This is a genomic window from Cylindrospermum stagnale PCC 7417, assembly GCF_000317535.1.
Taxonomy (GTDB): domain Bacteria; phylum Cyanobacteriota; class Cyanobacteriia; order Cyanobacteriales; family Nostocaceae; genus Cylindrospermum; species Cylindrospermum stagnale.
In genome coordinates this window covers 116,645-142,199 of the sequence record NC_019744.1, presented here as the reverse complement: position 1 = coordinate 142,199, position 25,555 = coordinate 116,645, and the positions used below count along the sequence as shown (strand labels likewise).

The window sequence follows — 25,555 nt, the reverse complement described above, 5'->3', positions numbered from 1 at the left end:
ACAATGGCACCCTACAAACGGCAACGCTACCTATTTATGACCCTTGACCCCGTGCATATCGGCACTGGAGGCTATCGTCTGGGACGGGTAGACAACAGCATTGTGCGAGAACCAGGAACCAAAATTCCTAAAATCCCCGGTACGAGTTTGCATGGAGCAGCGCGATCCTATGCTGCCCAACTGTATGAAACCCCAGAGGCGGCAGGACAAAGCCATGACCAAGTTCCAGGAAATATAGCCGATAATCCAGTTTGCTACACTTTTGGCTATATCAAGAAGTCCAAGGATAATGAGCAAGGTAAGGCTTATTCTGGTGTGGTGAATATTTTTGATGCTCATATCGTGCTGTTTCCTGTGCATTCGATAGCAGGGCCTGTGTGGGTGAGTACAGTGGAACGGTTGCAAGATGCAGGCTTTACCGTGAACAATGTGTCACCTACTTGGAATACCGATACAGCCGTGTTGACTTGGAATCGAACCGATCCTCTAAATTTGGGCTGGTTAATGCTTCAAGTCTCTGGAGAACCAGCAACAATAACAGCCCCTCTAAAGTGGAGTGAGGATAAACGTTGGCAGGAGATCAACAAAAAGATTGTTTTGGTCAAGGATACGCTCTTCAGCCAAATAGTGAACAGCAACTTAGAAGTGCGGACATCAGTGGCAATTAACCCTGATACTGGTGCAGCTGAAGAAGGGGCGCTGTTTACCTACGAAGCCATTCCCCGTGCCACATTCCTCACCGCAGATGTTGTCCTCGATGATTACCGTAGTGGTGAAGAAGGATGGGCATTGGGTGAAATCAAAGAGACTGGCAAGAAAAAAGAAGATAAAACAAAAAATCAACTCCCAGGAGAACCGTGGACATCTCCATTAGATGTAGTAAGAGCAGGTTTTAAGCTGATTGAGTGGCTGGGAGTGGGAGGCATGGGTACACGCGGCTTTGGGCGCATGGCGATGGTAGGAAACCCATTAGAAAAAGAATTTGGCAAGGAGCAGAGTAATGAGCAGTAAAGTCACTCATCTTGATCGACTCGCCGCACAACATGCACAAGCGATTATTGCAAATACTAAAAGTAAGAAAGCTAACGATGTAGAAAATACCGTAACTAAAGCACTGGGCGTTCTGCAAGAAAATGGTGTCTATGCTTGCTTTCTCTACCTGCTGGCAAAAGAGAAGGAAAACGGCAAGGAAGTCGTTAAAGAAATGCTCAATCTGCTAGAAGGATTGGGTTTTGGTTGGGATAAACCAACTAGCAATAAACCTGAAGATATTCTCTCGTACATCATCGAGAAGGTTACAGTCGATTTGGAGAGGCTATTGCTGGTCAAAGAAACACTAGAGCAGATGTTGATTTACGCTCGTTATGCTGCAAAGGCTCGTCAAGAAGAGGAAAAAAAGGATGAGCAGGAGGCAAGTTCGTGAAGTGGACAGCCTACCGAGTGGTGTTTAAGCTAAAATCTCCGATGCACATCGGCTGCGGTAAAGTGGGCAATGTGCAGCGGACTCGTCCCTATGTGACGGGGCGGGTGTTTTGGGGCGCACTGACCATGCGATTAACCCGCGAACAGCATCAGCCTGCAACCGATTCGAGACAGTATGAGGAAATGGGAAATAAAGTGCATGAGGAATTAGCCTACTCCTATTTCTATCCGGCGACCTGTCATAATGCAACCTATCAAATTGAATACCCCTGGGACAATGAAAGTCGGTTTCGTCGGCGATTTCTCAGTAGCTATGCCAGCACGGCTCTAGTGTATCCGCAACATGCGGCAGATGAAGGATTATTGCATGAAGTCGAGTTTCTCTCACCACGCACTTTAGATACAGGTGAGCAGGTTTATTTGGTGGGTTATGTGTTTGAAAAAGAGGGTTGTAGCCTGAATTGGAAAGAAGCTTGTCAAAAGCTACAGATGGGGGGTGAGCGGGGCTATGGTTGGGGAGATTTGGGATATATTGAGTCGGAAGAAATAACGGATACTCAATTTTTCAATCCGAACAGTCATTGGAGAGAACAGGACGGTTCTATTGTGATTCAGGTATCAGAATCTGGGCATCTTTTAGCTCATACTGTTGCCCAAAACGTGTCTGTTCACGGTGAAATCGAACCGTTGGTGGGAAGGGAGTGGCGATCGCATAATTCAACGAACCGCTATGCCGGACAGCATCTGGAAAAATTTTGTGATCCTTGCTGGATTCCTGGTAGTAAGGTGAGGCCATTCTCCGCTTTTGTGATTCAAAAATTTGGGATATGGCAGGTTAAGGGCTAGATACAATATTTCTGGTAGCTGTTTTAAATCCCAGTCTAACAGAAGAAGGTTACAGCGAATTGCTATCAACCGTTTTCATAATAACCCAAGTTGCGGGTAATAGAATATAGATGAGGATAAGGAAAGCATAGGCATAGTAAATGAGGGGTTGTACTAACCACAACCACCATGAAATGCAATAAGAAATATTCAACCAAGTTCAAGAGAAAGTTACAAATGCAACTTATTCAATAAAAGCTTGTTGCAGAGTGTAGGCAAAAATAAAAGCTTGGAGTTTAAGTAAAAACCCTTGATATGTTACCGCATGAATCGATTTGGGAAAAGCTCTTGTGATTCCGCTCTGGACGGTTTCAATGTAATGACGAATAGACTGTTTAATGTATTGATTCCACGGTGCATCTTGGCGTTTAGAGTTCTTCTTTCGCATGACTTGTATCTCTATGTGACTAGTTTGAACTAAGTCATCTTCAACAGTGTAATCAAGATAGGCAGAGTCAGCGTAAACTTGACTCCCAGGTAGTAAATTCAGCGGTAAAGCACTTAATCCCCGTATATCTGTGGCACTAGCTGGCATGAACACAAATTCAACCGGAATACCAGTTTTGGTAGTTAATAACTGTACTCTCACTCCATAAAAATAGCGTTTCTTAGATGCGATATAACCCCGATATTCTTCTGATTGAATTAACTTCGCATTAAAGATGCGAATGTTATCACATATGGGTACAGGAAAGGAGTCTAAAAGATACTCTGTATTTTCACTAATTTGTTTTAGTGCTGTTCCCACTTGATGAAATAAATCGTTAATTAACATTGAGACATGATGTAATCGCCGATTAAATCGTGATTTTTCTAACATCTGCGGTATCAAGTTATGGTCTTTCATATAGCTGCAAGCCCCACTATGATTACCACTGAAGAACATAGCCGCGATGATTGCCGTTGTGATAATTTCTGCATCACTCATTTCACGGCGCATATCTTCACGATGTCCAATCCTCTTTAATAGGTCATCTACGATAGCATAGATAGTAACTATTTCATTTAACATATCTCCCTCCTAATTTTCTAGCTGGAGGGATTTTCTTGTTTCTGTAGCCCTATGTCATCTCCCTTGGAGAGTAACTAGCAACTTGGGTTAATAGTAGGATAGGTTCATGAAAACCAATGCTAGGCTTAGTGTTACAACTCATTTTTTGTGGCGCGCTTGCTCGAAAACTGCTGTAAATCAAAAGTAGCACTATTCACCACCCCAGAAATAATCTTACAATTAACGGAGAAATATGTAAGCTTGGCATATACTTTCTACTCACATAATCCCCGCAAGGGAACTTCAATTTCAACCAAGCGGAAATTGTGGTGCAATTTGTAAAAATCAAAACTTTAGTTCGGGAGATAGAAATAAAGTTATAAAAGCTTTGTTTTCAATTTACTGCTGTTTATAGCGATAATTCAGATACCCCTCTCGATGTATTAAATTTCATACTGGCATCTATCTCTTGTCTCAAAATACTCGTTTTAGAAGTATATTTATTTGCAATAACTTCCTTACGCCACCGTTCCAAATCATTGCTCATCTCTCTCAATGGAGGCATTTGATTTTGCAGTTCATCATGCTTTAAATTATGTAAAACCAAAAGTTGAAAGTACAATTCTCTCTGTTCTCCTACAGAAAGCATCTCCTGAGACTTTTCAAGTTTATCTTGAATACCTGCTTTAACCTCTTTTCCATTAATAAGAGAAGAAGTATTCGTAGAATTATCCCTTTCCACTTGCTGCCATACCTTTTTAAGTGCAGGATGCAGAGGAACTGGTATATCAGCAATATTCTTAACCTCTTTGCTACCATCCCTTGCTTTATCAACTAAATCATACTTCTCTAAATCAAACAAATGAGCATTGTGGGATATAAACTTCAACTGTGTTAAATCCCAATCACTGATATTAAGATAGTCTACCTGCTTAATAATACCTTCTGCCGTTTTATGGAGAGTAAAAGATACCATTTCTTGTAGCGTACCCTGATGATTAGTTTTATGTAATTTCAATTGTGCCACCCCAGCTTCTACATCCCTGGATCTAGAAATCGTGTATTCGCCTATAGTTAAAGTATCAGTCTTAGCTTGTTGTAAAGCAGAATTGAGTAAACCCAAAACTTCTGTCTTTCTAAAACTTTCCAACGTTGCAAAAGTTCCAGCAGGTGCTAAAGAACCTAGTTGGTTAGCAATATTTCTGATATCTGCATTTTGTAGCTGTGGTAATGTCTTCCCAGCCGAAAATTTCTCAGCTACCATCAAAAACTCTTGTCTTTCTACTGCCAATATTTGTGTAGGAGCAATTTTAACTTTGATATCCTGATGAGCATTGACAGTAAATTCCATCAGAGAATGAGAAAAGTTAGATAATTCATCACGTCGATGGTGGATGCTATATCTTTCACCTTCTTTTTTAATTACAAAAGCATCACTTCTGTAAATTCTAGAACCATCTGCTAACGTCTCTCCATAAGCTTTGAGAAATTCAACTGCTGTTTGAGCAATTTTGGCATTTTCAACTTTGAGATTATGCCGCATTTTCAGCCAGTTTAAACCTAGAACCTTTTGCCAACTGGCTGCAACATCCTTCTTAATAGGAACTTCTACTTCCCTGACGCAGTTCTGATTTTGAGAAGTTACTGCTGGGGATGAAACCACACCCTTGTATGTTTCTGCAAAAGCGACTTTTCGCTTCGGTATCCCAATTTCTTCCTCTGTTGTTTCAACAAACTTATCTGACTTTTTTTCTCTATTAGTATCAGTTTCAGGTGTTGTATCTGTGACTGTTCCTTCAGCTTTTATCTCATTCGTTGAAACTTGCTTATCAGTAAAATTAGGTTGACTTTCCTCCTCTGTGTATGTCGTATCAGTAGCTACAGGCATATCCCTGGCATCATTCCATTCTGGTGAATCATCTACTGGTGGTTCTGGCAATGGAGTATCTTCATCCCAAAAGATGAAAGTCTCCTCTTCAAAGGTTGAGTCTAAAACTGATGTAAATTCATTCTCTATTTCAATACTTTCTCTGGTGTTTTCTGCTGTTGTTGGAAATTCAGACTCTGTAGCATTATCAACAAGTTCACTATCAATGTGTTGATTTACAAAAAGTTGAATTAACAATTCATCAACAATTTTTATTAAATCTTCTTTTAACTCTGCTGTAGTATCTGTGGGATTTTGACTAGGAGGCAAATAACGAATAATAGGTTCATAGACTACAGCAATAATTTCCTCAGTTTCTAAATTTTCCGTTACCCAGTTATGACGACACTTACCTTCACTATCTTCCTGGTAAACAGTTAATTTATCACCTGATTCAATAGTGGCAATAATAGCTAAGGAAGAGTTATTATTAGCTAGAACAATATCTGTGATATCTTGAGAATTATCTGCTGCCGTTAACATTAACTGCTTGGCGATATTCTGCGCTTGGACATCAGACATTTCGGCAGCTTCCCATTTCCAAGCACCAGGAAATTCCTCATCTGGAACAAGTCGATATTTCTCACTACCAACTTGTACTTCGATTTCAGATAACTTTTCTTGTTCTTGCTGCAATTTTTCTCTAGCTTTATCTATTAAAGCCTGGACTAATTCTGCTAATACTGAGGCAGTTATTTGAAGCTCATCAATTATATGGTCAAAGTTTTTTTGATAAGCCGTTGCTAACTGGGTTACTCTTTCATCAAACATATCTAATTAATTCTGGATCAGGATTTTAAGATTTAAGGATTAACAGGATTTATTTTAAAAATGTAATTATCCATAACATATAGCAATTCTATTTGATTCGTGTATCCCTTATGGGATCTGTAAACATCACAGGATTTTTTTAACATATCCCTGCGGGAGCCGGAGGCATTACCGCAGAGACGCAGAGGGGAGGCAGCGCGTTGCGGAGCCAGTGCGTTGGGCGGGTTTCCCGACTTAAAGCAACTGGCGTGGGGTTCCCCCCGTTGTAGCGACTGCCGTCGCAGAGTTAAAGAAAGATGAGATGTGATGCCTACGTCCCGTAAGGGATACACATTTCTTTTAGGATTGCTATATACAAGTTTATGAAAACTAGATAATTACGTTAATATTGATAATTAGAAAAAACCTTTATAGGCATCAATTGGTAGTGGTACAGCACCTGCTTGTACAGGTTGCTGAGGAATAGGGAATAATTTATCTACTTCAGCCACTCGTTTATCTAGATCATCTTGAGTAGGACGTTGTTGAGTGCTTTTCTCAGTCAATTGAGCAATCAAACTCGTCCACCTAGAGTCATTTTCTTGCTCAATATTAATTAAAGCTTTGGGAATTTTAATTGTTTTTAATAAAGGAACAGAAGCTTCATTTTGATTACAGTAAGCCGGGTTGATAAATATACACTTCCCCGGTGGCAACTTCAAAAACTGTGCTGGCTCAAACAACTTCCGTGTTTTTTCCTGCTCAGAGATTGAGGTACTGCTTTTACCTCCCCCAGTGCTTCTGGATTTCTGCTTATACTTAATTTCCTCATCTCCCAAATAAGCACTAAACAAACGCGCTGATTCTTCCTCTCCTGGGTTAAAAATGAACTTAGTACCGCAAGCACCCAGCATGGTTTTTGCAACTTCCTTACCGTAGTATTTTTCCAACTGTCCCATGTTCTGCCATCCCAGGATGCCGCAAAAACCCTCACTGCGAGATTCGTTGAGCCATCTAAACAGGTCTGGTAGGTATAAGGAAGGTACTTCATCCAGGACAACAACTAATGGGTCTTGGCGTTTTTTGGCGATCGCTCTAGCAACCGTCATGTGCAATATACTGCACAATAGCGGCCCCACAGCATCCCGTCGTTCCCTATCCAACCCAAAAATAATCATCTGCTTACCCTTGATTTCTAGAGGTAGAGTAGTCTTACCAACAAAACACCCCAAAGTATTCTTTTTCATGAACCGGGTAAACATCAAACTGGCAGTACCGGCAATACCAGCAATAGTTTTCTCAGAACCAGCCGAACTAAACAACTGACCAAAAGCAATCTTAATCCAGGGGTTGAGGTTAGCAGACATCAGCCGTTCTACCATGCGATCGCTACTAAGAATAGCCGCAGCTGTCATAATATCTGGATACTGAGTTTGTTTAGTCAGCATCAGGATAGCTTCGGTCAACTGGTCACCAGCAGGGCCAAAAAAAGCATCCTCATTACTAGCAGCCATCATTTTGAAGTTTTTGTTGATCACAGTCGCTAACTGCCTGGCCGTTTCCGCGTCCGTAGAATCTCCGAGAAAATCAAGGGGATTGCACACCTCACTTTCAGGGAAACCAGGAGCGAAGATATGGACTTCATAACCCATCTTTTTGGCATAACTAGCAACTTTAGCTTGGGTTGGGTATTTAAAGTCATATAAAACAATTGGAAAACCTTGGTCAATGGCACTATAAATCATCGGGTTAATAGCAGAAAATGACTTACCGCTACCAGGAGCGCCAATTACTGCCGTTCCTCTTTGCACATCTGGGATGTATAAAGGAATGGGACTTCCCGGTTCCTTGTCTTGGGTTTTTCTACCTGTAAATTTGTGTCTACCAACATAGAGAGTGGCACTATCACATTGAGGATTAGTGATTTGTTTGATAGCTTTCTTTTTCGCTTTAGCTGTCTCCTTACTTCCTCCAAAATAACTGGTAGCTAATTTGCATTTTTTCGTTCCAGATAACATTTGCAGTAATAGAAAACCTACCAATAACCCTGTCAGCATTAACCCACTAGGAGAGAAAAGGTAATGAGTGTATTTACCAATTGGTGCTTGGGGATTTTTAAGTTCGTAAAAAAGGTTGTTTATACTCATTTTAATTGGGGTATATTTTTTGAAAAATTTGACACCACCAATATGCAACTTCAAGACATATTAACTTAGCTAGGGAATTGTTAAAGGAGTGCCAAGAAATATAGGTGATTTTTCTTGGTAGATGAAAAAAGGAAACGGGCCAATGAAATAAGGTGAACAGCCTAAATCAAACCAACCTCCTCTTCGACAAATACGGAAGAAAATAGCTGTTGATGCAGTTCCATCACCTTCATTAATATCCCACACAGCTTGTTTAAACCCCTTGCCAAAAGGATGCCTTCCTGTTGGTTCCTTCCCACCATTAAGGTTGCCTAATATCCCAAAACCACCCTTCACTTGTTGAAACTTACCACTCATCCATTGAGTACCTGTAATTCCACCTGCACCTGATAATTCTATGTGAGCGCAGTTGTTAGTACATGGCATATTAAATCCAGCTTGGTCACTACCACTAATCGAACGCTGTCTGTTTGACTCTACTTCTTTTAATGGCAAGTCTAATTTACCAACAATACTTCCTTGGGGTACGGGTGCATTAGGAAAATTAGCGAATGTTACCTGATTTAGCCCAGGTATTTTTGATATGCTAGTATTCTGCCAATTACTAAATTGTTTAAGAGCAGTTTTTTCTATCCCAGGAATGGAAGTTAGTTTATATTGAGATAAATCAATTTCTCCTAACTCTATATCTTTGAGCTTTGGGTAATCATTGATAATTTCTCCTATTGTTTCTCCATCAACATTCGCAACACCCAATATCTTTTTAACTAAATCTCTAATGGCTGGTACATTTTCTACATATTCATTAGCTAAACTGGGAATGGCTTTGGTTAATTCAGGTACAGTTTGCCATTTAATGGTATCAAAATCTGATAATTTAGTATTGCTCTGAGCAATACCACTCAGTTGACTAATTGTTTGTAAACTTAAATCTTCTAAATTAAATACATTCTCAAAATCCCCCAATTCCATCACTTCATCTAAGCTTTGTCCTGCTTGCCAACTTCTGATTGATTTATATCCAGGAAATTCGACATTGGGTAGTTCAACACTGCCAGGACTAGAGAAAACGAAAGATTTGAATGTAATACTCTGCCAATCAGGAACTGGTGCATTGTTGATATATTTGCTAGGAATAATATTAGCTTTCGGGACTGGAGCCGCTGTTGCTGGATGAACATCCAAAAGATAACTTAGTAAATTGTGATGACGAAAAATAATCAATCCATGCACTATCAAACTTGTAAATAACCCAAAAAGCATCCAGTATTTGAGCTTGAAATTGGGATTAAATTGATTATTTTTTGTGTTTTTAATGGGTTGTTGATTAGTTTGATGATGACGATTTATCAGCATATTTACACCTTAATTACTAGAAGAATCGCCTAAAAATTCTTGCTCTCTCTGGATTGTAGGTCTAAATTTTTGGTTAGGAACTTGATTAGGAACAGTTGATTCAGTCCCTAATTGCAATAAACGCTCAACTAGCTGAGGAGAAACTTTGGCACTTTGAGCAGCACTAGTAAGATTTTTGCCTGACTCTAACTCTTGCACTAGAGTTTGCAGTTTCTGCCATAGGGGATTGCTGGGAGTTATCCAGCGTTTCTCTGCTGCTACCCGTAATCCTCTGGTAATAGTGGCGACAATAATAGAATCTGCGGGTGGTGCTTCTTTGCGGGTGACATCGGGAGTGATTGAGATGGTACTGTAGCGTGGATTACCTCTCCCTGTTAACACCCGAAAGTTATAAACTTGGCGATTGCGCGGAGCGCAGTGCCGGAGGCAATCGCCACCCAAAGATTGAGTAATAATCGTCAGGTGTGCGCCGTTTTTGGCATTAGGCATTCCGGGAATACTGATTGGGTTGATTTGTCTGAGGTGAATTAAACCGGCTCCTGAGTCTTGACAATTAGACCTGCTGGATAATCCTTCCAAACAACCGTCCACATCTATGAGGATGCGGGAAGAGTCGTCTAACCATACTCGTTGAATAACCTCACCAGTTTCATAAAATGAGATGGATACACCATGTCCCGGCCATACCTCCACAGTTTGCAGTTGGGCTTGAGTCCCAGTGGCTTTACTTTGAGGGATAATGCGGACAGAACTCTTGGTATTAGTTGACTCTGTTCGTGATGCTGGTAATGCGTGAGATGGAATAGCAACGAATAAAGATGCTGTGACAGCTAGAGATAACCAGAAAAATTTGTTCATCTTCACCCTCCAAGAGACTTTCACCAATCTTTACTCAGTAGCTTAAAGTCGCAAAGACCGATTTACTTGAACGGTGATTTTGGTATTTTGGGGGATGAACCAAATGTTGGGTCGTTTCATAATTTCAGCGATCGCTTTTTGGTTTCGTTCCTCCACCTGCTTGGCAACTGTACCAAACGCTCCTTGAGCAAATGCACCCAGTAAAGAGCGATCGCCATTGCGACTGGTTTGGATACTGCTAAATCCACCATTAGATTGAGAAATGCTACTTTCAATATCAGGTTGGTTAATCACCTCCCCCACCTTGGCCAGTCCCGACATCAAACCTAATCCTGCATCCAAGCCCAAAATCTCTTTACCTTTGTCGTGATACTGATGAGCAATTAAGGGTTCTCCCCCTTTCCCCAGTATCACAATTGCTCCAGCTGGCAATGTATATTCCGTGCCGTCTTTGAGGATAGCAGTGACTACAGCAGTAGCTCTACCAGATGAATCAACTTCCTGAATTTCAACACTGAGTAGCGTGTTAGTTGGAATTGCTTCTTGCCCAATATTGCTCAGTAATGGTTGGGTGAGTTTAGCAATAAACTTACTTTGGGAGTTGGAATTGGTATTTCCCGACCAAATGAGGGGTGTTTCTAATGTAGCAGCAGCGTACTCTCCCACCCTTAAATACTGCTCTTCTCTCCCCTCAATAATGCCCGCTTCATCTGCTGAATAATCCTTGCTATTACTGGAGTTTGTCAATTTATCATTTTTAGCGATAGTATTCGCAGTAACTACGGGAGTCCACCTGGGCTTTAGTCCCTCGATTTCCCTGCCACCATTAGTATCAGCACCGCTTTCCAAATCGGATGATGAGTTGTTGGTAAAAACTGTTTCCGGTTGAGAACTGCGGTTATAACTCGACCTACGTCTGGGAGTATAATCTGAGGCTCCAGAATTTCGAGTTTGGGTGGCTACTGCCTCCTTTTTCTCGTTGGTAATTGCTGTTGCGTAATAAATTTGACCAGCAGAACCAAAAGAACGCAACTTTGCTAATTCTACTAATGGGTCAGAAGGTTTAGTAACAGATTTGAAAGTGGTTTGTTGTTGAGGCAATCTTGTTGGAGTTGCAACAGTTTGTACTGGTGGTGAATATCGTGCAATTGGCATTTCTCTTACAGGTCTTTCCGCTCTCGTAGGTCTTCTAGGTTGTTGTTCCCTAGTGGATGTTGAAAATGTTTCTCTGCTGACGGATTTATTAGGAATAGTTTTAGTTTTGGTCAAATTTTCAACCTTCTGCTTATCCTGATTTTCTAGTGGTAATTCGTCCCTTACCCTATTTTTATCTTTGAATGCTTCCAGTTCTTCTGCCTGTTTTTGTAATGCTAATTTTGCATAAATATCACCATCTTTTGTGGGAATTTCTTCTGGAGGTGGAGTAGCAGCAACTTCTGATGTTTGTTCTTTCTTCGTTATCTTCCCGTTCATGATGGGATTGAGAAACATAAAAATTAGGAGAAATACCAATCCAAATCCTCCCCCAACCACTGCTGTGCGCGACCACGGGGAATTTACAAGTGAATGTTGTGTTTCTACTAACCCTAATTCATCTCCTAGTTCCACATCTGATGCAGTAATATCATTTTGATGATCAGTGGTATTAAGGTTATCTTCGTTTTCATCCTCTTCAAATTTTAGCAAGTTATTTATTCTATTAGATTCAGTTTCTTCTTCTAAATTTCCTTTCATAAAGTTACCTTTCTCTATTATGTCAATAACCTACCTAAATAAGATGTGTGCCTCTTGCAGAGGAGCTGCGAAGACAGCGAAGCGTGCCGTAAGCATCATATCTCTTGTTTCTCTTCCTCTGCGACGGCAGTCGCTACAACGGGGGGAACCCCCGCAACGCGCTGCCTCCTCTCTGCGTCTGGAGCGGTAATGCCTACGGCTCCCGCAGGGATACGTTAAAGAAATGCTGTTTACAACTCAAATAGAATTGCTATAGGAATAAAAATCGACAAGGTTACCCCCCTTTTTTGCTTTGATTACTACTTGTTTATAACAATAAATATTAACATTGACTTACCTGCCTGCGTCTGTACAAAAATCAACAAAAAATCCAAACCTCGTGGAACAGCTTTTTAAATTTTGTTAGCTTATCCTAGCGGTATAACATTCGCGTATATCTCCTTTGTACAAGGCATTTTAAATTTTAAATTGCTTAGTTTTTACCTAAATTCAAATCTGTGACTTCAATAATTTCCAAACCTGACCTGCGGACAGAATAAATTTTCTGAGCAATCTCCGTAGTTTCTGGAGGTTTTTGAGGAGTTTGTATAGCTTGAACTATAACTGTTTTATTAAAAGCTATTCCATTACCAGCATTATCATCTTTACTAAATGTCACCAAAGTAGCAACCACATCTACTTGCCATTTTCCCTTACCTATCTTGCGCGGTTCACTAACATAGCGTGGCACAAAAGAACTTTGCAAAGTACCTTGGAAGACACTTGGTGGTGTAAGTTCTGCTAATCTTTTGAGAAAACTAGCTCGAAAGTCTTGTTCTTCACTCAATGCAAAGGCAGCTTCCCAAGCTTTTGTAGTAACTCGTGCAGTTCCTTTTTTCACTTTGATAGTAGTGCCATTATCTTGTTGAGTGATAATTTCTCCGTTTTTAGTTGATGTTATCAGTCCGTCCCAATTAAACATTTTTACCAGTGTATCCACAACAAACTTTTTAATTACTTCTGGTGAACGGTCATCAGGTTCCAGTGCTTTAACATTGATTGTATTACCATCAGCAATCTGGACTAAAGATGGTGGTTCTTTACGAGCTAAAGTGGAAGTTGCACCATAATTGAGAATTTGTAATAGAAACGATAAAGAACTAAAAATTAGAGAGATTACAGCAACAATAGCAATGGGGTTAGATACCGATTGCCCAGAACTAAGGAACTGTAATACTTCTCTTTTAGGAGCTTTAGATTTAGTGTGGTTTAACATAATTGCTAAAAATTGATGGGCTTTTTATTTGCGAATTATGGCTGTTATCCGGGAAACACTGGCAGAAAGAGCAATATTACCTGCTGAGATAGCACCACCAGCTAACCATTGAGCGCCACTATTAAGCTGAGTCAGCACCGCTAGACCACCTCCAGCAGCAATTCCTGTGGCTAAAAATGGGGCAACTAAGCCAATAAATGCCAGAAAAATCATGGGCTGACTAGCTTTGGCTGTAGCAATTAACTGTCCAGCTAAACCTAAAATAATGTTGAAAGAAAGTTTAGCAAGACCAACAGTAAAAAACCCTGTTAGCCAACCAACAATTGCTTTACTACCAATTGGCATTAAAGAACCTCCCACTGCCAAGGGCGCTATCAATGCAGTTAGAAGCAATGCTAGTTCCAGACCCCATTGGTAAGCATTATTTAGTGCTAATAGTAGACTGGTAATAAATGTGGTAACGACTGCACCAATTGCGGCGGTTGATGCCGCAGTGATTTTGTTAGCGATACCTTCAAATACACTATCACCTTCAGCTTCTGAAGCTGCTTGGTTGATTTTGTCTAAACTTTTAGTAATCCAACTGCCTGCTGCCCCTAGATAGCTACCACCTTCTGTATCTTTAAAAATGTCAGGAAATTTGGCTTCTAGATCGGCTCTTGCTTGTTTGAGACACTGTATCGCTTCTTCATTTGATAGTTGAGAAGAACGACATTCTTGGATAGCATTACCTACCGCAGTTTCTAATGCTGCTTGTCCTAGTGCTTGCTGGTACGCTGCTCTCAAATCAGCATCAGCTGCTGTGTACTCTAATATATAGTTGTTAACACTGTTAATATATTCCCTGAGTGCCAAAGTGCTATTGGCTAATAGAGAGCCATTGTTAGTAAGAAGAACAGTAACGATTAAAGGCCAAATTAATTCACTAAATGCCCTTTGTTCTTCGTCATTAATCATTTGCTTACCCCATTGCACCATAAAAAGTGCTAGGGAAGCAACTGCAAACAATACCCCAACTTTGCACAGAGAAGCGTATAGTCCACCTGTAAGAGTTTGTTGCCACAGTTCATTAAAACCTTCTGCTACCAGGCTGGCACCAGCAGATGCATTTTCGATTAAATCTCCTGCACCGAAGTTATTAGCTGCTAGTATTGTTTGACCCAACATAGCGTTATTCCTGGTAGGTATGGATAGAACGGAGGAAAGAGTTAATTAGACACCAGTTGAGGAATTTGATTTTTGATTGGAAGCATCCAGTTTTGGCAGATAGACTTTTTTAGATAAACCATATAGTATCGTTTTTGGCACGACATAATTATGTTTATTTCAAAAGTGGATGCTCCCATTTGATTAATGTTGAAAATTTCAGGGGCAGTTCATCAAGACTTTTAATCCAAAATATAAACAGGATGAAAGGATAATCAGGATTAATCTTAATAATTTTCAAATCATACCAATTCTGTATGTAGCTTGCCTGGCGTAGCCATAGATGCGCCCAATTTAAAAATATATCGGGGATTTAAAGATAAACGTAGACGCGGAGCGGCGTGCCGCAGGCTACCACAGAGGCGCAGAGGACACAGAGACAAAAAAGAAAAGGTCAAAAAAATCGGCGCAGCCTCACAAAGAAATGGTATCAATCCTGTTAATCCTTAAATCTGAAAATCCTGATCCAAAATTAGAGAATTAACAATGTATTTCATTTATTGACATAAGCAGGGTCTAATCGACTCCAACCAGTCAACTCTAAATATTGACTAGTCATACCAGTAGACAAAACTCTTCTGGCACGATTTTGTTCTGATTGACTTTCAGCAATTTGATTGAGCATGAGGTTAGTTTGTTGAGCATCATGTCGTGCTTGTAAACCATCAGTACGTACCTGTCCCAGCATAGAGACGATTTGAGCATTTTGGGCGGCGATCGCTTTGAGGACATCTTGTGAAGCATCCATATTTTGAGCATCTACAGCTAACTGCTGTGCTTCTGCAACAGTTTTGTTGGTAGCATCAATTTCAGATTGAGTACGCTGCTGTCCTTCTTTTCCTAAAACACTAGCTACCGTAGCGCGGGTGCTATCTCTTTCTAGTTGTTTCCCAGCTTCCACCGCACCAATAATAGTGCTACTTTCTGCTGCTATCCCTCCTTTGTCTTGCAATTTATCAGCTAATTTTTGACTAGCTGCTGTAGGGTCTGGTATCCCCATATTTCCCTTGGATTCCTCAATTGCTGCTTGAGCATCTTTTTGGAGATTTCCCCAACTTTTATCTACTTCTTCCTTTAGTTGACTCGCTACCTCGTTAAAATAGCCGTTTATGTATCCAAATGTTTGGTTGAAGAAATTGTCAATTTGCCCTCCTATGTCAATTGCAAAAGCATTACTTGGTACAGTTATTGCTGCTAATATACAACCTGATACAATAGCAGTTGAGATTACATTTGTCTTGTGATTTTTCATGATATATCCTCTCTTTAAAAATCAGTTTTTTTGTAACTCAATTTATGCCACTATTTTCAATGGTTTATCAGACTTAGCTTCTGAACGATGAGCTGGCTTTGATTTCAGTTTCACTTGTTCTAAAATCGCATAAGCCTCCTCTGTAAGTTCTTCACCTCTAATCATCTTCATGTATACTTCAGAAAACCTCACTATTCCAGTCATGGGGTCATCTTGGTATTTTCTGAGATATAGGGTTCTGAGTTCCTGTTCTTGTGGATTATTAGCAACAGCAGCTAAAAGGCAATAGGCAGGATAATAACGGCAGAATGTAAATTTACCATTATCATCTAATAGCCATTGTGAATAAATGCTTTCTTTTTTGGGAAAGAATGCCTCTGTACTATTGCGAGAAATAATCTCTGTTGGATATTGAAAATATTTGATAAATGACTCTATTGTACTACTTTGAATCCGACCAATAAGCCGAGTAGTCAGGTTAGCAAAAATTTTAGCCGCCGATTTACTTTGATAAATAGTATCTGGTTCTTGTGCTGATAAAATTACGCGAATCCCAGCTTTAGCACCATTAGCACATAATCTGCCAATTAGTTCTGCAATTGCTTCAAATTGAAACAATATCGGTGCTTCATCCAAAAAGAAAATTGAAGCCTTAGAACTAAGAGCGCGACGCAAAGCTGCGGCATAAGCACTCAATGATAAAATTGCTGCATCTGCCTCATTCGAGAGAGAACGCAATGCAAATACTAGCAACTTAGCATCAGTACGAAAACTAGAGGGTTGGCTAATAGATTGACCTACTCTACTATTGAGCCAAAATTTTAATCGCAGCCTAATTTGGTCTAGTGCTTTGAGTTGTTCTTGACTATTGCTGGCAATTGAATCAAGCTTTATGTAGCCTGGAGAGCAATAGTTGTAGAAGTCATTAAGTGTAGGTGTATCGTTCCATTCCTCTGTCCCCAAACCTTTTTCTAATGCCAATTTATAGCGTAATTTGATGTCATCATCTGCAAAAAATGTTCCAATTGCTAAGGTGATGATACTTTCAATATTACTCACCATCGTGGCATCAACACCAACGGGATTAGTACCTATCACCATTGTAATGATTGTGGATTTGAGAAAATCCTTAAAGTCTGTTAATCGCTCTTTTCTTAAATCTGCTTCTAAACCCCTCAAATCTGGCAATTCAAACAGGTTATTTGTCTCACGGCTAATATCAAAATATGCCCCATCTACTCCCATAAAATTGGTATAGTCAGTAAAGGTGCTAGTACCATCTGGTTTAGGATAATCAAGAGCAACCACTGGAATATCTTGAGCTAATGCAGGAGTGAGTAAACCTGCCACCAACACTGATTTACCTGCACGAGTTGTCCCAAATACTGCTAAATTTTTGTGGTTGTTGTATAAATCTAAATGAATAGGAGTGCCACCTTCATCAGCAATTAACTCAAACCCTGCTTTATCTCCAGTTGCAGTTTTAACCACTGGCATTAATCCTGGCACTTCACTACTGAAATAAGGCAACCTGCGATTAAATGGTTTAGTCAGCAAGTTTTCCCAGACAATTGGTAAACATTGTAACCATACTTTCCAGGCATATTCCATTTCTCGCACCACAACAGCCGGACGGAGAAAGCAGCTAGAAACATAACGACAAGCTTCATCTAGTTTTTGGCGTGAAGGACGGTGTACCAGAAAGACTACTGCCGTATGAATTGGCACTGCACCTTTATAAATGGTTTCTTGTGCTGCGATCGCTTCCCCCATGTTCAAATTCGCCTTTACGTCCACGCTGTTTTTATCAGCAGACATGGCAGAGGAAACGATAGATTGTTTGGTAATCCGTTGCAGTGCCGTTTTGGCTAACCCCTCATTGGCTCTCGTCAGCTGACAGATAATTTCTGTGTCAGAAACCTTATCTCTAGCAATTAGTTCCCACAAATACCGTAATTGAGCATATTCATCCACCCAGCCAATAGGTTTTTCTGTGAATGTTAATGCACCGATGTAATGGTTTTGCAAGTTCACCCAAGCTCTATCCAAAAAAGGAACTGATGCTTCTCGTTCTAAAATTAAATGCCGAATGTGAAAGTCGCTGTTTTGTTCTTCCCGCAGTCCATCATCATCCAAGGTCAGCAAGTGAGGGATATTTGGAGGTTTGCTGGTATTAAATTGGCTCCAAATTACACCCCACAGTTCCTGAGAACCCAGAGGTTTGATATTTAACCCCATTTTATTATTGAGGGTTTGTTCCCATAGCTGAAAGCCAGATGTAAAGCTATTTTTGAGGATTGATTCAATGCGTTGATGTCTAACTTCGTGAATTTGTCCAGTAAACTTATGCCAACTTTCTCTAGCTTGCAGGATAAATTTTTCCACAAAATCGGCTGTTTTACCATCTTCAGAAACAGCAACAGTATAGGTACAGTAAATTCTCAAAAATTTATTTTTGCGATTCCCTTGGTTTGTCAAATCTCTAATTCGCAAACGTTCTGACCTAATTAGTAGCATGAGTTCATCACTACTACAATTTTGTTCTATTGCTTTTAGCTCCTGTTGACGGTCATGGTCATCGGTAAATGAACCCAGGTGGAAGGTCAGGGATTCACCATAAGGTATTTCCTTGAGTCCTGCTTCTATGCCTGCAAAAATTGGTAAAATTTGACTATCTGGAAGTGAAGAATGGATACCTTGGCAGTCAAAGCAGAATTTAATTTGGATATCGTCTTTTCTCTTCAGGATAATCGCACCAACATCTTTTCTGCCTGCTATGGAGATACTAGCGATCGCAGCAATATGAGTTAAGTCCTCAAAAGGAGTGAGACGTTTGGCAACAGAAATCTCTTGAGTAGAGATATTTTTACTGCCTACCTTATCTTTAGATATTTTCCCTTTAGCTGAAGAACTCATGGTCATGATTTCTTTACTCAAATAATGTGATTTTTCCTAACTTTGGACATCTTTCTTTGAGTTGATGTTAGTATTTCTGTTTGTTGAATCAGGGAGTAAAAGCGTTTATACCCTCTGGTAACTCTGGGTACTGTGACAAACTTTGATAACCAGGTTTTATTACTGGTAAGAGTCCACCAAGTTCCCCATCCCCAAGCAATAACTAACCCAGTCACTAACCAAGAAGCTTGAAGACTTTGTTTGCAGATCAAGTATGCAGTCAGGGCAATACCTGTCCAAGGAAAAACTTGATCTGCTGGAAATGGGCCAATTCTCGGCTGTTCTCCCAAAACTCGATTAACTGTTCTAAATTCTCTGCGCTTCATCATCTCTGTTAGCTGGTTGAGGTTTTTGAAGGTGCAAATTTAGCCTAAACTTCTTTTATCAGCATGGGAGAAAAGCTTAAATTTATGTCTGCTGTAACGTCGAAAAATAGTTAATTTATCCAAAAGTAATGGAAGCTATTTAGGGACGAGCGCCTGTTATGAATCTAAAAAAACCATTCTGCTTTTTTAAAATAGGGTTAAACTTTCCCTATTTTTTTCTGATCTAGCCCGCATTACCATTACCAGTAATCAATCCTGTGAGGATATCGCCAACTACAATAGTAACGCTAATGATCAGAGGAGTTCTGGCTAAATTCTGCCAATCTTCATCATTTCTGGCAGCATTGACAATTCTCACTAGGGCAATACCAAGATACAGCAGAAACAATGCTCTGAGGACATTAAAAAATAGTGTGACAGCATCAGCAGGAATGCCTGCAAAAGCTCCTGTCATCCATGTTTGCGCGCTATTAAAAAATTGGGCGTTAGCTGGTACTGTTGTGAAATCAAAAGTGAAAATCATACAGATGATACTAACTAAAATGCTATAACAGTTGATTCCCCAATGGCGTTGCAATTTTTCAAATTTAGTGAGCAACTTATTTGCTAATTTGGGAAATGCTGCGATGATGGCAGTCAGCAAGATTAATACAGACATCAACAGGTGATTAATGGATATATTTGCCAAGACTAATGCTGTTGCTGCTGCTACCAATAAAAAAAGTTCAATTTTTTTATCAACTGGGCGACTCTGAGATACCATTGGATAAAATTCAATTGCGTGTTGTTTGGGAATTTGGTAATTCCTGCAATCGGGATTATTGTGTGCTCTCATGTCTCAATCTTTATAACTACTTACGAATAAGCATCATTTTCTACTATCCTGCTTCCCCCAGTCAGCTATCAAATTTCGTAATTGCAGATATAAAATGGTCTCTTCTTTTTTTCAACACTTATTTCTAAAACATTGGTATAAAACTTATGACAACATCTATCAATTGATATAAGAGATATTAGTATGAATTTTGACTTATTTTCAAGATTGTTATTGCTGGTTACTTCGGACAAGATAGGCTGAAATTATTACTGTATAAGCTTTTTAGCTATCAATTTATTAAAAAAAAATCATGGGTATTTAAAACCCCTGCTCAGTAAAACTTCCAAAAGGTAACTCTTTCCATAACCTCTTCCCCTCACGGGGGTAAAAACACAAAATTTGCAGCCATTCCTACAGCTATCGCCCCATTCCCTCATTATTATCGTTTAAATTCCCCTATCTTCAAAATATGCTTTGATGTTTTTCTCTAAGTCTTGTAATGCAGCTTCTATATTGCGGTAGCTACCTTTACCTCAATACGCTTGGTGTTCAGCATTTTTGTAGGTTGGGTTGAAGGTGGTGAAACCCAACATTTCCGAGACTTTGTTGGGTTTCGTTCCTCATAGTTTTTACTCACTAACAGCATCAAGAAAGTCGTCTTTATATTCTTTGAGGGTATCTTTTACTTCAAGTGCTATATCAGGACTAATTTGCTCAGTTTCAACCATGTAGGAGAAGAATTTTTTGAAAGAACTCATGTAAGATTTGGTGCTACTTTCAGATGCCCACATTGCTTTATGAGGATACCAATCCATTAAAAATGACGAAACATCTTGTTCATCCGCTTCATTAAGTTTTTGCAATGGTTCATAGTAAACAAGATATTCTGCAAAAAACTCAATATTGGTGATATGCTGCTTTATCGTTTTAGCTGAAAGATTAGACTTCTTTGACCATGCTTGAAAACCATCTAATATTGGCTGATTATACTTTTTGATTTCGGCTAATTGTTTTTCAAATTCATTCATAATCTACGGTTATTTAGATAATCAAGCACGTTTGGCTAACAATGTAGAACTATCTCCTTGATGAAATTTTATATTTCCTGTCAGGGTATTTTTATCTTGTAATTTCAACCAACCACTACCAGAAGCCTCATCACATTCATCACTGCCATCCCAAGTAAATTCTAATTTGTTAGCATTGCCATCTTTAATAAGATTGCCATCAATAGCTCCAAAAACTAAGCCAAATTGAAACTCACCATTCCCTTTTTCATCAATTTCGATATACGCTTGAACTTCCATATTGAAATATTCTTCATCCCAATTCGACATTTCATAAATATGCCAAGTTCCAGTAAATTGCATTATTTTATACTCCTGATTTTAACAATATTGATAACGAATGCCAAAACCTTTAGGAAAAAAGGCTGATAAAGAATTGTATTACATCTATGTATAGTTAGAAGACGGTTCTTGATTATCACCAAAAGCAGGCGTTCAGTTTTAACGCAGTTTAACCAAATTCACACAATGATATCAATCTTTGTTGTAAGCGTGTATATCGTTGAACATCCTCAGTAGAGCGCACAGCCAAGGATATTGCTTTTTTTGCACCAATCACAATTGCTAACTTTTTAGCACGAGTCAAACCTGTATAAAGCAGATTACGACTAAGCATCATATAGTGTTGCATATACAAAGGTAAAATCACCACCGGATATTCTGAACCTTGTGATTTATGTATAGAAACGCTCCAAGCGAGAGTAATTTCATTCAAGTCGGCATAATCATAAACTACAGAACGTTCCCCATACTGCACATTTACTTCTTGTTCAATGGTATCAATATCTGTGATGATTCCCAAATCACCATTAAACACTTCCCGTTGGTAATCGTTAGTCTGCTGAATTACTCTGTCACCTACCCGCAATGTCATCCCACCCCTGGTAATTTCTACCTGATCGGGACTTTTAGGATTAATCAGTTCCTGCAATACTGTATTCAGGTTGCGAGTACCTACTAACCCCCGTGTCATGGGGCAAAGCACTTGCACATCCGTAGCGGGGTTAAATCCTAATTTTGGAATCAAGTCTGTAATTAATTCACAAATCGTCTGTACCCCGTGTTCTGGCTGAAATCCCCCGCCATGCCATAAACAGTCAGAAACAGGGTTATCGTTGATTCGTTCAATTGTGGGATACTGACCCCGGTTGATTTCGTGGGCAGCAGTAATAATTGCACTTTGTTGAGCTTGACGAAATACCTGAGTTAGTCGCACCACTGGCACTTTGCCAGAATTTATCAAATCAGCAAGTACACTACCTGGTCCCACTGACGGTAACTGGTCAATATCTCCCACTAATAAAAGTTGTGCGCCGTCTGAAACTGCTTTGACTAAGGAGTATGCTAAAAATAAATCTAACATACTGGCTTCATCAACAATAATTGCTGTTTGAGGTAAAGGGTTGTCGTTGTCGGATTTAAAACCCCTTGTCCTGGGGTCAAATTCTAATAAACGATGTATAGTTTTTGCTTCCAAACCAGTCATTTCAGCCAAACGCTGTGCGGCTCGTCCAGTTGGTGCAGCTAAAGCAATAGATTTACCCATTGCCTTCCATAAACTGACTACTGTATGGGTAGTGAAAGTTTTGCCTACTCCTGGACCCCCTGTAAGAATCATGATGGGGGAATAAGCAGCCATCTCCACAGCTTGCTGTTGTTGTGGTGAAAGTTCAATTTTCTGACTAGCAGTAAATCTCTCCATCCAGGCACGAACGCGGGGAATATCAGTAATGATAGGCTGACTCAAACGCTGATGTATCAGTTGCGCTAGGTTTTGCTCGGTGTGAAAATAAGTAGGCTTGTAGCAAAGTAATATATCACTATCCCGTTCTCTGATTAACTCATCTTTCAAAGCCATGTCCTTGATAGTTTGAGCGATCGCCTCTTCTGTTGGCTGATGAGTATCTGTTGTTAGCAGTTTAATTACCGAGTCAATTAGTTCTGGTTGGGGTAAGTAGCAATGACCATCTTCTGCGGCTTCACTCAAAGCATGAACAAGTCCGGCACAATATCTAAACTGAGAATCAGGTGCAACTCCCAGATTTCTAGCAATCTTATCAGCAGTGAGAAACCCTATACCATAGATGTCAGTAGCTAATTGGTAGGGATTGTTAGTGACTATAGCGATCGCTTTATCCCCATACTGTTTATAAATCTTGACTGCATAAATAGTAGAAACGCCATGCCCTTGTAAAAACACCATCACCTCTTTAATGGCCTTTTGGGTTTCCCAGGCATTTTTTATCAACTTGATACGTTTTTTAGCTATACCGTTAACTTCAATTAAACGGTCAATCTGATTTTCAATGATTTCCAGGGTGTCTACTCCAAAATGGGCAACAATCCGCTTTGCTGTAACTGGACCGACACCTTTAATTAATCCACTGCCCAAATACTTTTCAATCCCTGTAAGTGTAGCTGGTTTGGTTTCTTTATAATTGATTACTTGAAATTGCGGTCCATATTGGGGATGTTCACGCCAAAAGCCTGTTAGCTGTAGTGTTTGTCCGGGCTGAATATTAGCAAAACTGCCAACAATGGTTGTTAAATCCTTGGCACTAGAGCGAGTTAACCGTGCCACTGTGTAGCCTGACTCCTCTGAGTAGAAAGTTAGCCGTTCTACTACTCCCGTAATTGTTTCTTGGGGAACAGAAGTATTAATTTGTTGGGGAGCAGGGTTTGGTTTTGGTAAAGTGGACATTATTCGCTAAATTGATGCCAAGTGTAGTCATCACAAAGTTGTACTTTGAAAGCAATAAAAGTAGAATTATAGTACATATCTACTAAATACAGTAGCGTAGTCATTGCCAGCGGCACAACAACCGTGTTGCAGCGGACGAGATAGATATCTTGGTGATGGGGCAACTAACTGGACACCGCCAAAGCTCAATGCTTAGGGTGGGAGCCGCTATATCTGCCCCTACTTAAAAAAATGTTTTTCTGAGCAAGGAATTCATTTACTCTCTTTCCTGCTAGTATCTTTCCAGGATCGGAATTAGTTTTTTTAATTCAAATAAACTATCCAAAACTAGGGTTGTCGGCAGCCACTGACCAGGAACGTTATGCCAACATTTGAAGAATCAAGAATTAATAGATGATTGAAATTGTTGAAGCAGACCTTAGTATACCTGCTCATGCGGATGCTATGGTTCAATTAATGGATGAGTATGCGCTCGACCCGATGGGCGGTGGTAAAGGTCTGTCCGACTACGTTAAAGCAAATCTCTCAGCAGAGCTTGCAAAGAGATTTGCGGCTCATGTCATTCTTGCGCTTGTCGATGCCGAACCCGCAGGGCTTGTTGTCTGCTTAGAAGGATTCTCTACGTTCGCGTGCAAGCCATTACTTAATATTCACGATGTCATCGTTGCTTTACCCTACCGTGGTAGAGGCTTGTCCAAACTGATGCTACAGAAAGCGGAGGAGATCGCGTTCGATTTGGGCTGCTGCAAACTCACGCTAGAGGTACTGGAAGGAAACCATGTTGCCCAGTCAGCATACAAGGCGTGCGGATTCAGTGGCTATGAGCTAAATCCCCAGATGGGCAAGGCATTATTCTGGGAGAAGAAACTAGGAGAGGTGACTGATGGATCAAAAAGTCCTTAAAGCAGATTGATATGATTACTTGCTATTTGCGCTACGTTATCGACCCTGACAATGAAGTTGTTTTAGCAACAGACCCAGATTGGGAAGGAGAAACAAATGCCTCCGGCACGCTACGCGAATGCATGGCATCTCAGAGAAACGTTGGGTTTAAGAGAACCAAAACGAGTAGTTTACACAGAGATTACAGCATCAGCGGTGCGAAGTGCGATGGCGCATAGCACCCGCTCCCGCGATGGGCAACAGCACCCGCATAGCGATCGCTCTATCCTAAAAAATCTTGCCCAACATCAATTCTTTCAGGTGCTTGTGAGCAACGGGCAGAAAGTTTTTTTTAACACATTGACTAAGTGCGATTTCTTGCTAGTTTACCTAAGCTTTTCAACACAGCCAAAACCGTATACAACTCATTCCCTGGATTGAAAATATAGAACAAGCGAGAAAACGCATACTTTGGTGTTTTCTCTTTAATCAACTTCACGAAGATGAAACTACCGCCATTGGTGATTAGTCCGTATATCGGTTTATCAGCTTCAGAAATTGCCAGCATATAAGCAAGAAGCTGCGCTTTACCTACTTCCACAGAAAAAGCTGCTTGTTTGGATTCTATGACTACTACTACTAGTTGTTCAAACAAAACTAAGACATCAATCTGTCCTTTAACTGTTACACCAGCATCCTCTGCGGTAATTTCTACAGATTTTTCTGATTTAACATGAAATGGAGATAGATAAAAGTCAGCTAAATCCAATAAGGGAGACAACACCACCATCTTGACAGTATTTTCGAGCAGAGGTGGGTACTTAAGCAAATTGGCATAACTGGCCTTAACTCTGTCAAGTTGTTGTTTTTCTAATTCTGTAATTTCTTGCAAGTCAACAAACCACTCTGTAAAAAATGGCTCATCCTCAACCAATTGGAGTCCAAATTCTGTCTCTAATTCCAGTAAAGTGACGTCTTTAGCCTGTATTGTTTGAACCATAAAAATTTATTTCCCAATTAATAA

20 protein-coding genes and 1 pseudogene are annotated in these 25,555 nt (G+C 40.0%); 5 read left to right on the top strand and 16 right to left on the bottom strand.

The features are described 5' to 3' along the window. The first annotated feature begins 3 nt into the window (after positions 1 to 3). From cmr4 to CYLST_RS31890, 3 genes are read left to right on the top strand one after another with little or no spacing between them, the layout of a single operon-like run. A complete protein-coding gene (gene cmr4 / locus CYLST_RS31900) occupies positions 4 to 1,011 on the top strand; it encodes a type III-B CRISPR module RAMP protein Cmr4 (protein ID WP_015186484.1) in 1,008 nt (335 codons plus the stop codon). Beyond that, positions 1,001 to 1,423 (top strand): hypothetical protein, encoded by a 423-nt coding sequence (locus CYLST_RS31895; protein WP_015186483.1) that lies wholly within the window; start codon positions 1,001 to 1,003, stop codon positions 1,421 to 1,423. The genes cmr4 and CYLST_RS31895 overlap by 11 nt, the downstream gene beginning before the upstream one ends. Continuing rightward, complete coding sequence (locus tag CYLST_RS31890) at positions 1,420 to 2,268, top strand: hypothetical protein (protein WP_015186482.1); 849 nt, start codon at positions 1,420 to 1,422, stop codon at positions 2,266 to 2,268. Before CYLST_RS31895 ends, CYLST_RS31890 begins: the two co-directional genes overlap by 4 nt. 223 nt (positions 2,269 to 2,491) lie before the next feature. On the opposite strand, the gene CYLST_RS31885 is transcribed toward CYLST_RS31890, so the two are convergent. The 15 genes from CYLST_RS31885 to recD2 all read right to left on the bottom strand — a co-directional run bounded on the left by CYLST_RS31885 (position 2,492) and on the right by recD2 (position 23,649). After that, the gene (locus tag CYLST_RS31885; protein ID WP_015186481.1) at positions 2,492 to 3,319 is read right to left on the bottom strand and encodes an IS982 family transposase; all 828 of its coding nucleotides are present in this window, start codon (positions 3,317 to 3,319) and stop codon (positions 2,492 to 2,494) included. Between the two features lie 388 nt (positions 3,320 to 3,707). Beyond that, on the bottom strand, positions 3,708 to 5,996 hold the full coding sequence (locus CYLST_RS31880; protein ID WP_015186480.1) for a hypothetical protein: 2,289 nt from the start codon (positions 5,994 to 5,996) through the stop codon (positions 3,708 to 3,710). A gap of 395 nt (positions 5,997 to 6,391) precedes the next feature. Further along, positions 6,392 to 8,122: a type IV secretory system conjugative DNA transfer family protein gene (locus tag CYLST_RS31875; protein WP_015186479.1), complete on the bottom strand. Its 1,731-nt coding sequence runs from the start codon at positions 8,120 to 8,122 to the stop codon at positions 6,392 to 6,394. Positions 8,123 to 8,191: 69 nt separating this feature from the next. Further along, positions 8,192 to 9,478, bottom strand: a complete 1,287-nt coding sequence (locus CYLST_RS31870) for a hypothetical protein (RefSeq protein ID WP_015186478.1) — start codon at positions 9,476 to 9,478, stop codon at positions 8,192 to 8,194. A gap of 9 nt (positions 9,479 to 9,487) precedes the next feature. Further along, entirely contained in the window at positions 9,488 to 10,336 is an 849-nt protein-coding gene (locus tag CYLST_RS31865; RefSeq protein WP_015186477.1) for a hypothetical protein, read from the bottom strand. 42 nt (positions 10,337 to 10,378) lie between these two features. After that, on the bottom strand, positions 10,379 to 12,070 hold the full coding sequence (locus tag CYLST_RS31860) for a TrbI/VirB10 family protein (RefSeq protein ID WP_015186476.1): 1,692 nt from the start codon (positions 12,068 to 12,070) through the stop codon (positions 10,379 to 10,381). 472 nt (positions 12,071 to 12,542) lie between these two features. Continuing rightward, positions 12,543 to 13,325: a hypothetical protein gene (locus tag CYLST_RS31855; protein ID WP_015186475.1), complete on the bottom strand. Its 783-nt coding sequence runs from the start codon at positions 13,323 to 13,325 to the stop codon at positions 12,543 to 12,545. 24 nt (positions 13,326 to 13,349) lie between these two features. Next, the gene (locus CYLST_RS31850; RefSeq protein ID WP_015186474.1) at positions 13,350 to 14,492 is read right to left on the bottom strand and encodes a hypothetical protein; all 1,143 of its coding nucleotides are present in this window, start codon (positions 14,490 to 14,492) and stop codon (positions 13,350 to 13,352) included. A gap of 532 nt (positions 14,493 to 15,024) precedes the next feature. After that, positions 15,025 to 15,783 (bottom strand): hypothetical protein, encoded by a 759-nt coding sequence (locus CYLST_RS31845; RefSeq protein WP_015186473.1) that lies wholly within the window; start codon positions 15,781 to 15,783, stop codon positions 15,025 to 15,027. Positions 15,784 to 15,825: 42 nt separating this feature from the next. Beyond that, positions 15,826 to 18,705, bottom strand: coding sequence for a hypothetical protein (locus CYLST_RS31840; protein ID WP_015186472.1), 2,880 nt, complete (start codon positions 18,703 to 18,705; stop codon positions 15,826 to 15,828). An 11-nt stretch (positions 18,706 to 18,716) separates the two neighbouring features. Then, positions 18,717 to 19,067 (bottom strand): hypothetical protein, encoded by a 351-nt coding sequence (locus CYLST_RS31835; RefSeq protein WP_041234245.1) that lies wholly within the window; start codon positions 19,065 to 19,067, stop codon positions 18,717 to 18,719. A 220-nt stretch (positions 19,068 to 19,287) separates the two neighbouring features. Then, entirely contained in the window at positions 19,288 to 19,827 is a 540-nt protein-coding gene (locus CYLST_RS31830; RefSeq protein ID WP_245587570.1) for a hypothetical protein, read from the bottom strand. Between the two features lie 683 nt (positions 19,828 to 20,510). Continuing rightward, positions 20,511 to 20,909 (bottom strand): site-specific integrase, encoded by a 399-nt coding sequence (locus CYLST_RS31825; RefSeq protein ID WP_015186469.1) that lies wholly within the window; start codon positions 20,907 to 20,909, stop codon positions 20,511 to 20,513. A 21-nt stretch (positions 20,910 to 20,930) separates the two neighbouring features. Beyond that, positions 20,931 to 21,251 (bottom strand): hypothetical protein, encoded by a 321-nt coding sequence (locus tag CYLST_RS31820; RefSeq protein ID WP_015186468.1) that lies wholly within the window; start codon positions 21,249 to 21,251, stop codon positions 20,931 to 20,933. A 148-nt stretch (positions 21,252 to 21,399) separates the two neighbouring features. Further along, positions 21,400 to 23,649, bottom strand: coding sequence for an SF1B family DNA helicase RecD2 (gene recD2 / locus CYLST_RS31815; protein WP_015186467.1), 2,250 nt, complete (start codon positions 23,647 to 23,649; stop codon positions 21,400 to 21,402). Positions 23,650 to 24,042: 393 nt separating this feature from the next. On the opposite strand from recD2, the gene CYLST_RS31810 reads away from it, so the two are divergent. Together CYLST_RS31810 and CYLST_RS35405 are read left to right on the top strand one after the other, a co-directional pair. After that, on the top strand, positions 24,043 to 24,552 hold the full coding sequence (locus tag CYLST_RS31810; RefSeq protein WP_015186466.1) for a GNAT family N-acetyltransferase: 510 nt from the start codon (positions 24,043 to 24,045) through the stop codon (positions 24,550 to 24,552). A gap of 50 nt (positions 24,553 to 24,602) precedes the next feature. Continuing rightward, positions 24,603 to 24,768, top strand: a pseudogene (locus CYLST_RS35405) (toprim domain-containing protein); the annotation flags it as partial. A 127-nt stretch (positions 24,769 to 24,895) separates the two neighbouring features. Here the strand turns inward: CYLST_RS35405 and CYLST_RS31800 are convergent. Then, the gene (locus CYLST_RS31800; protein ID WP_015186465.1) at positions 24,896 to 25,531 is read right to left on the bottom strand and encodes a hypothetical protein; all 636 of its coding nucleotides are present in this window, start codon (positions 25,529 to 25,531) and stop codon (positions 24,896 to 24,898) included. Positions 25,532 to 25,555: the final 24 nt, after the last annotated feature.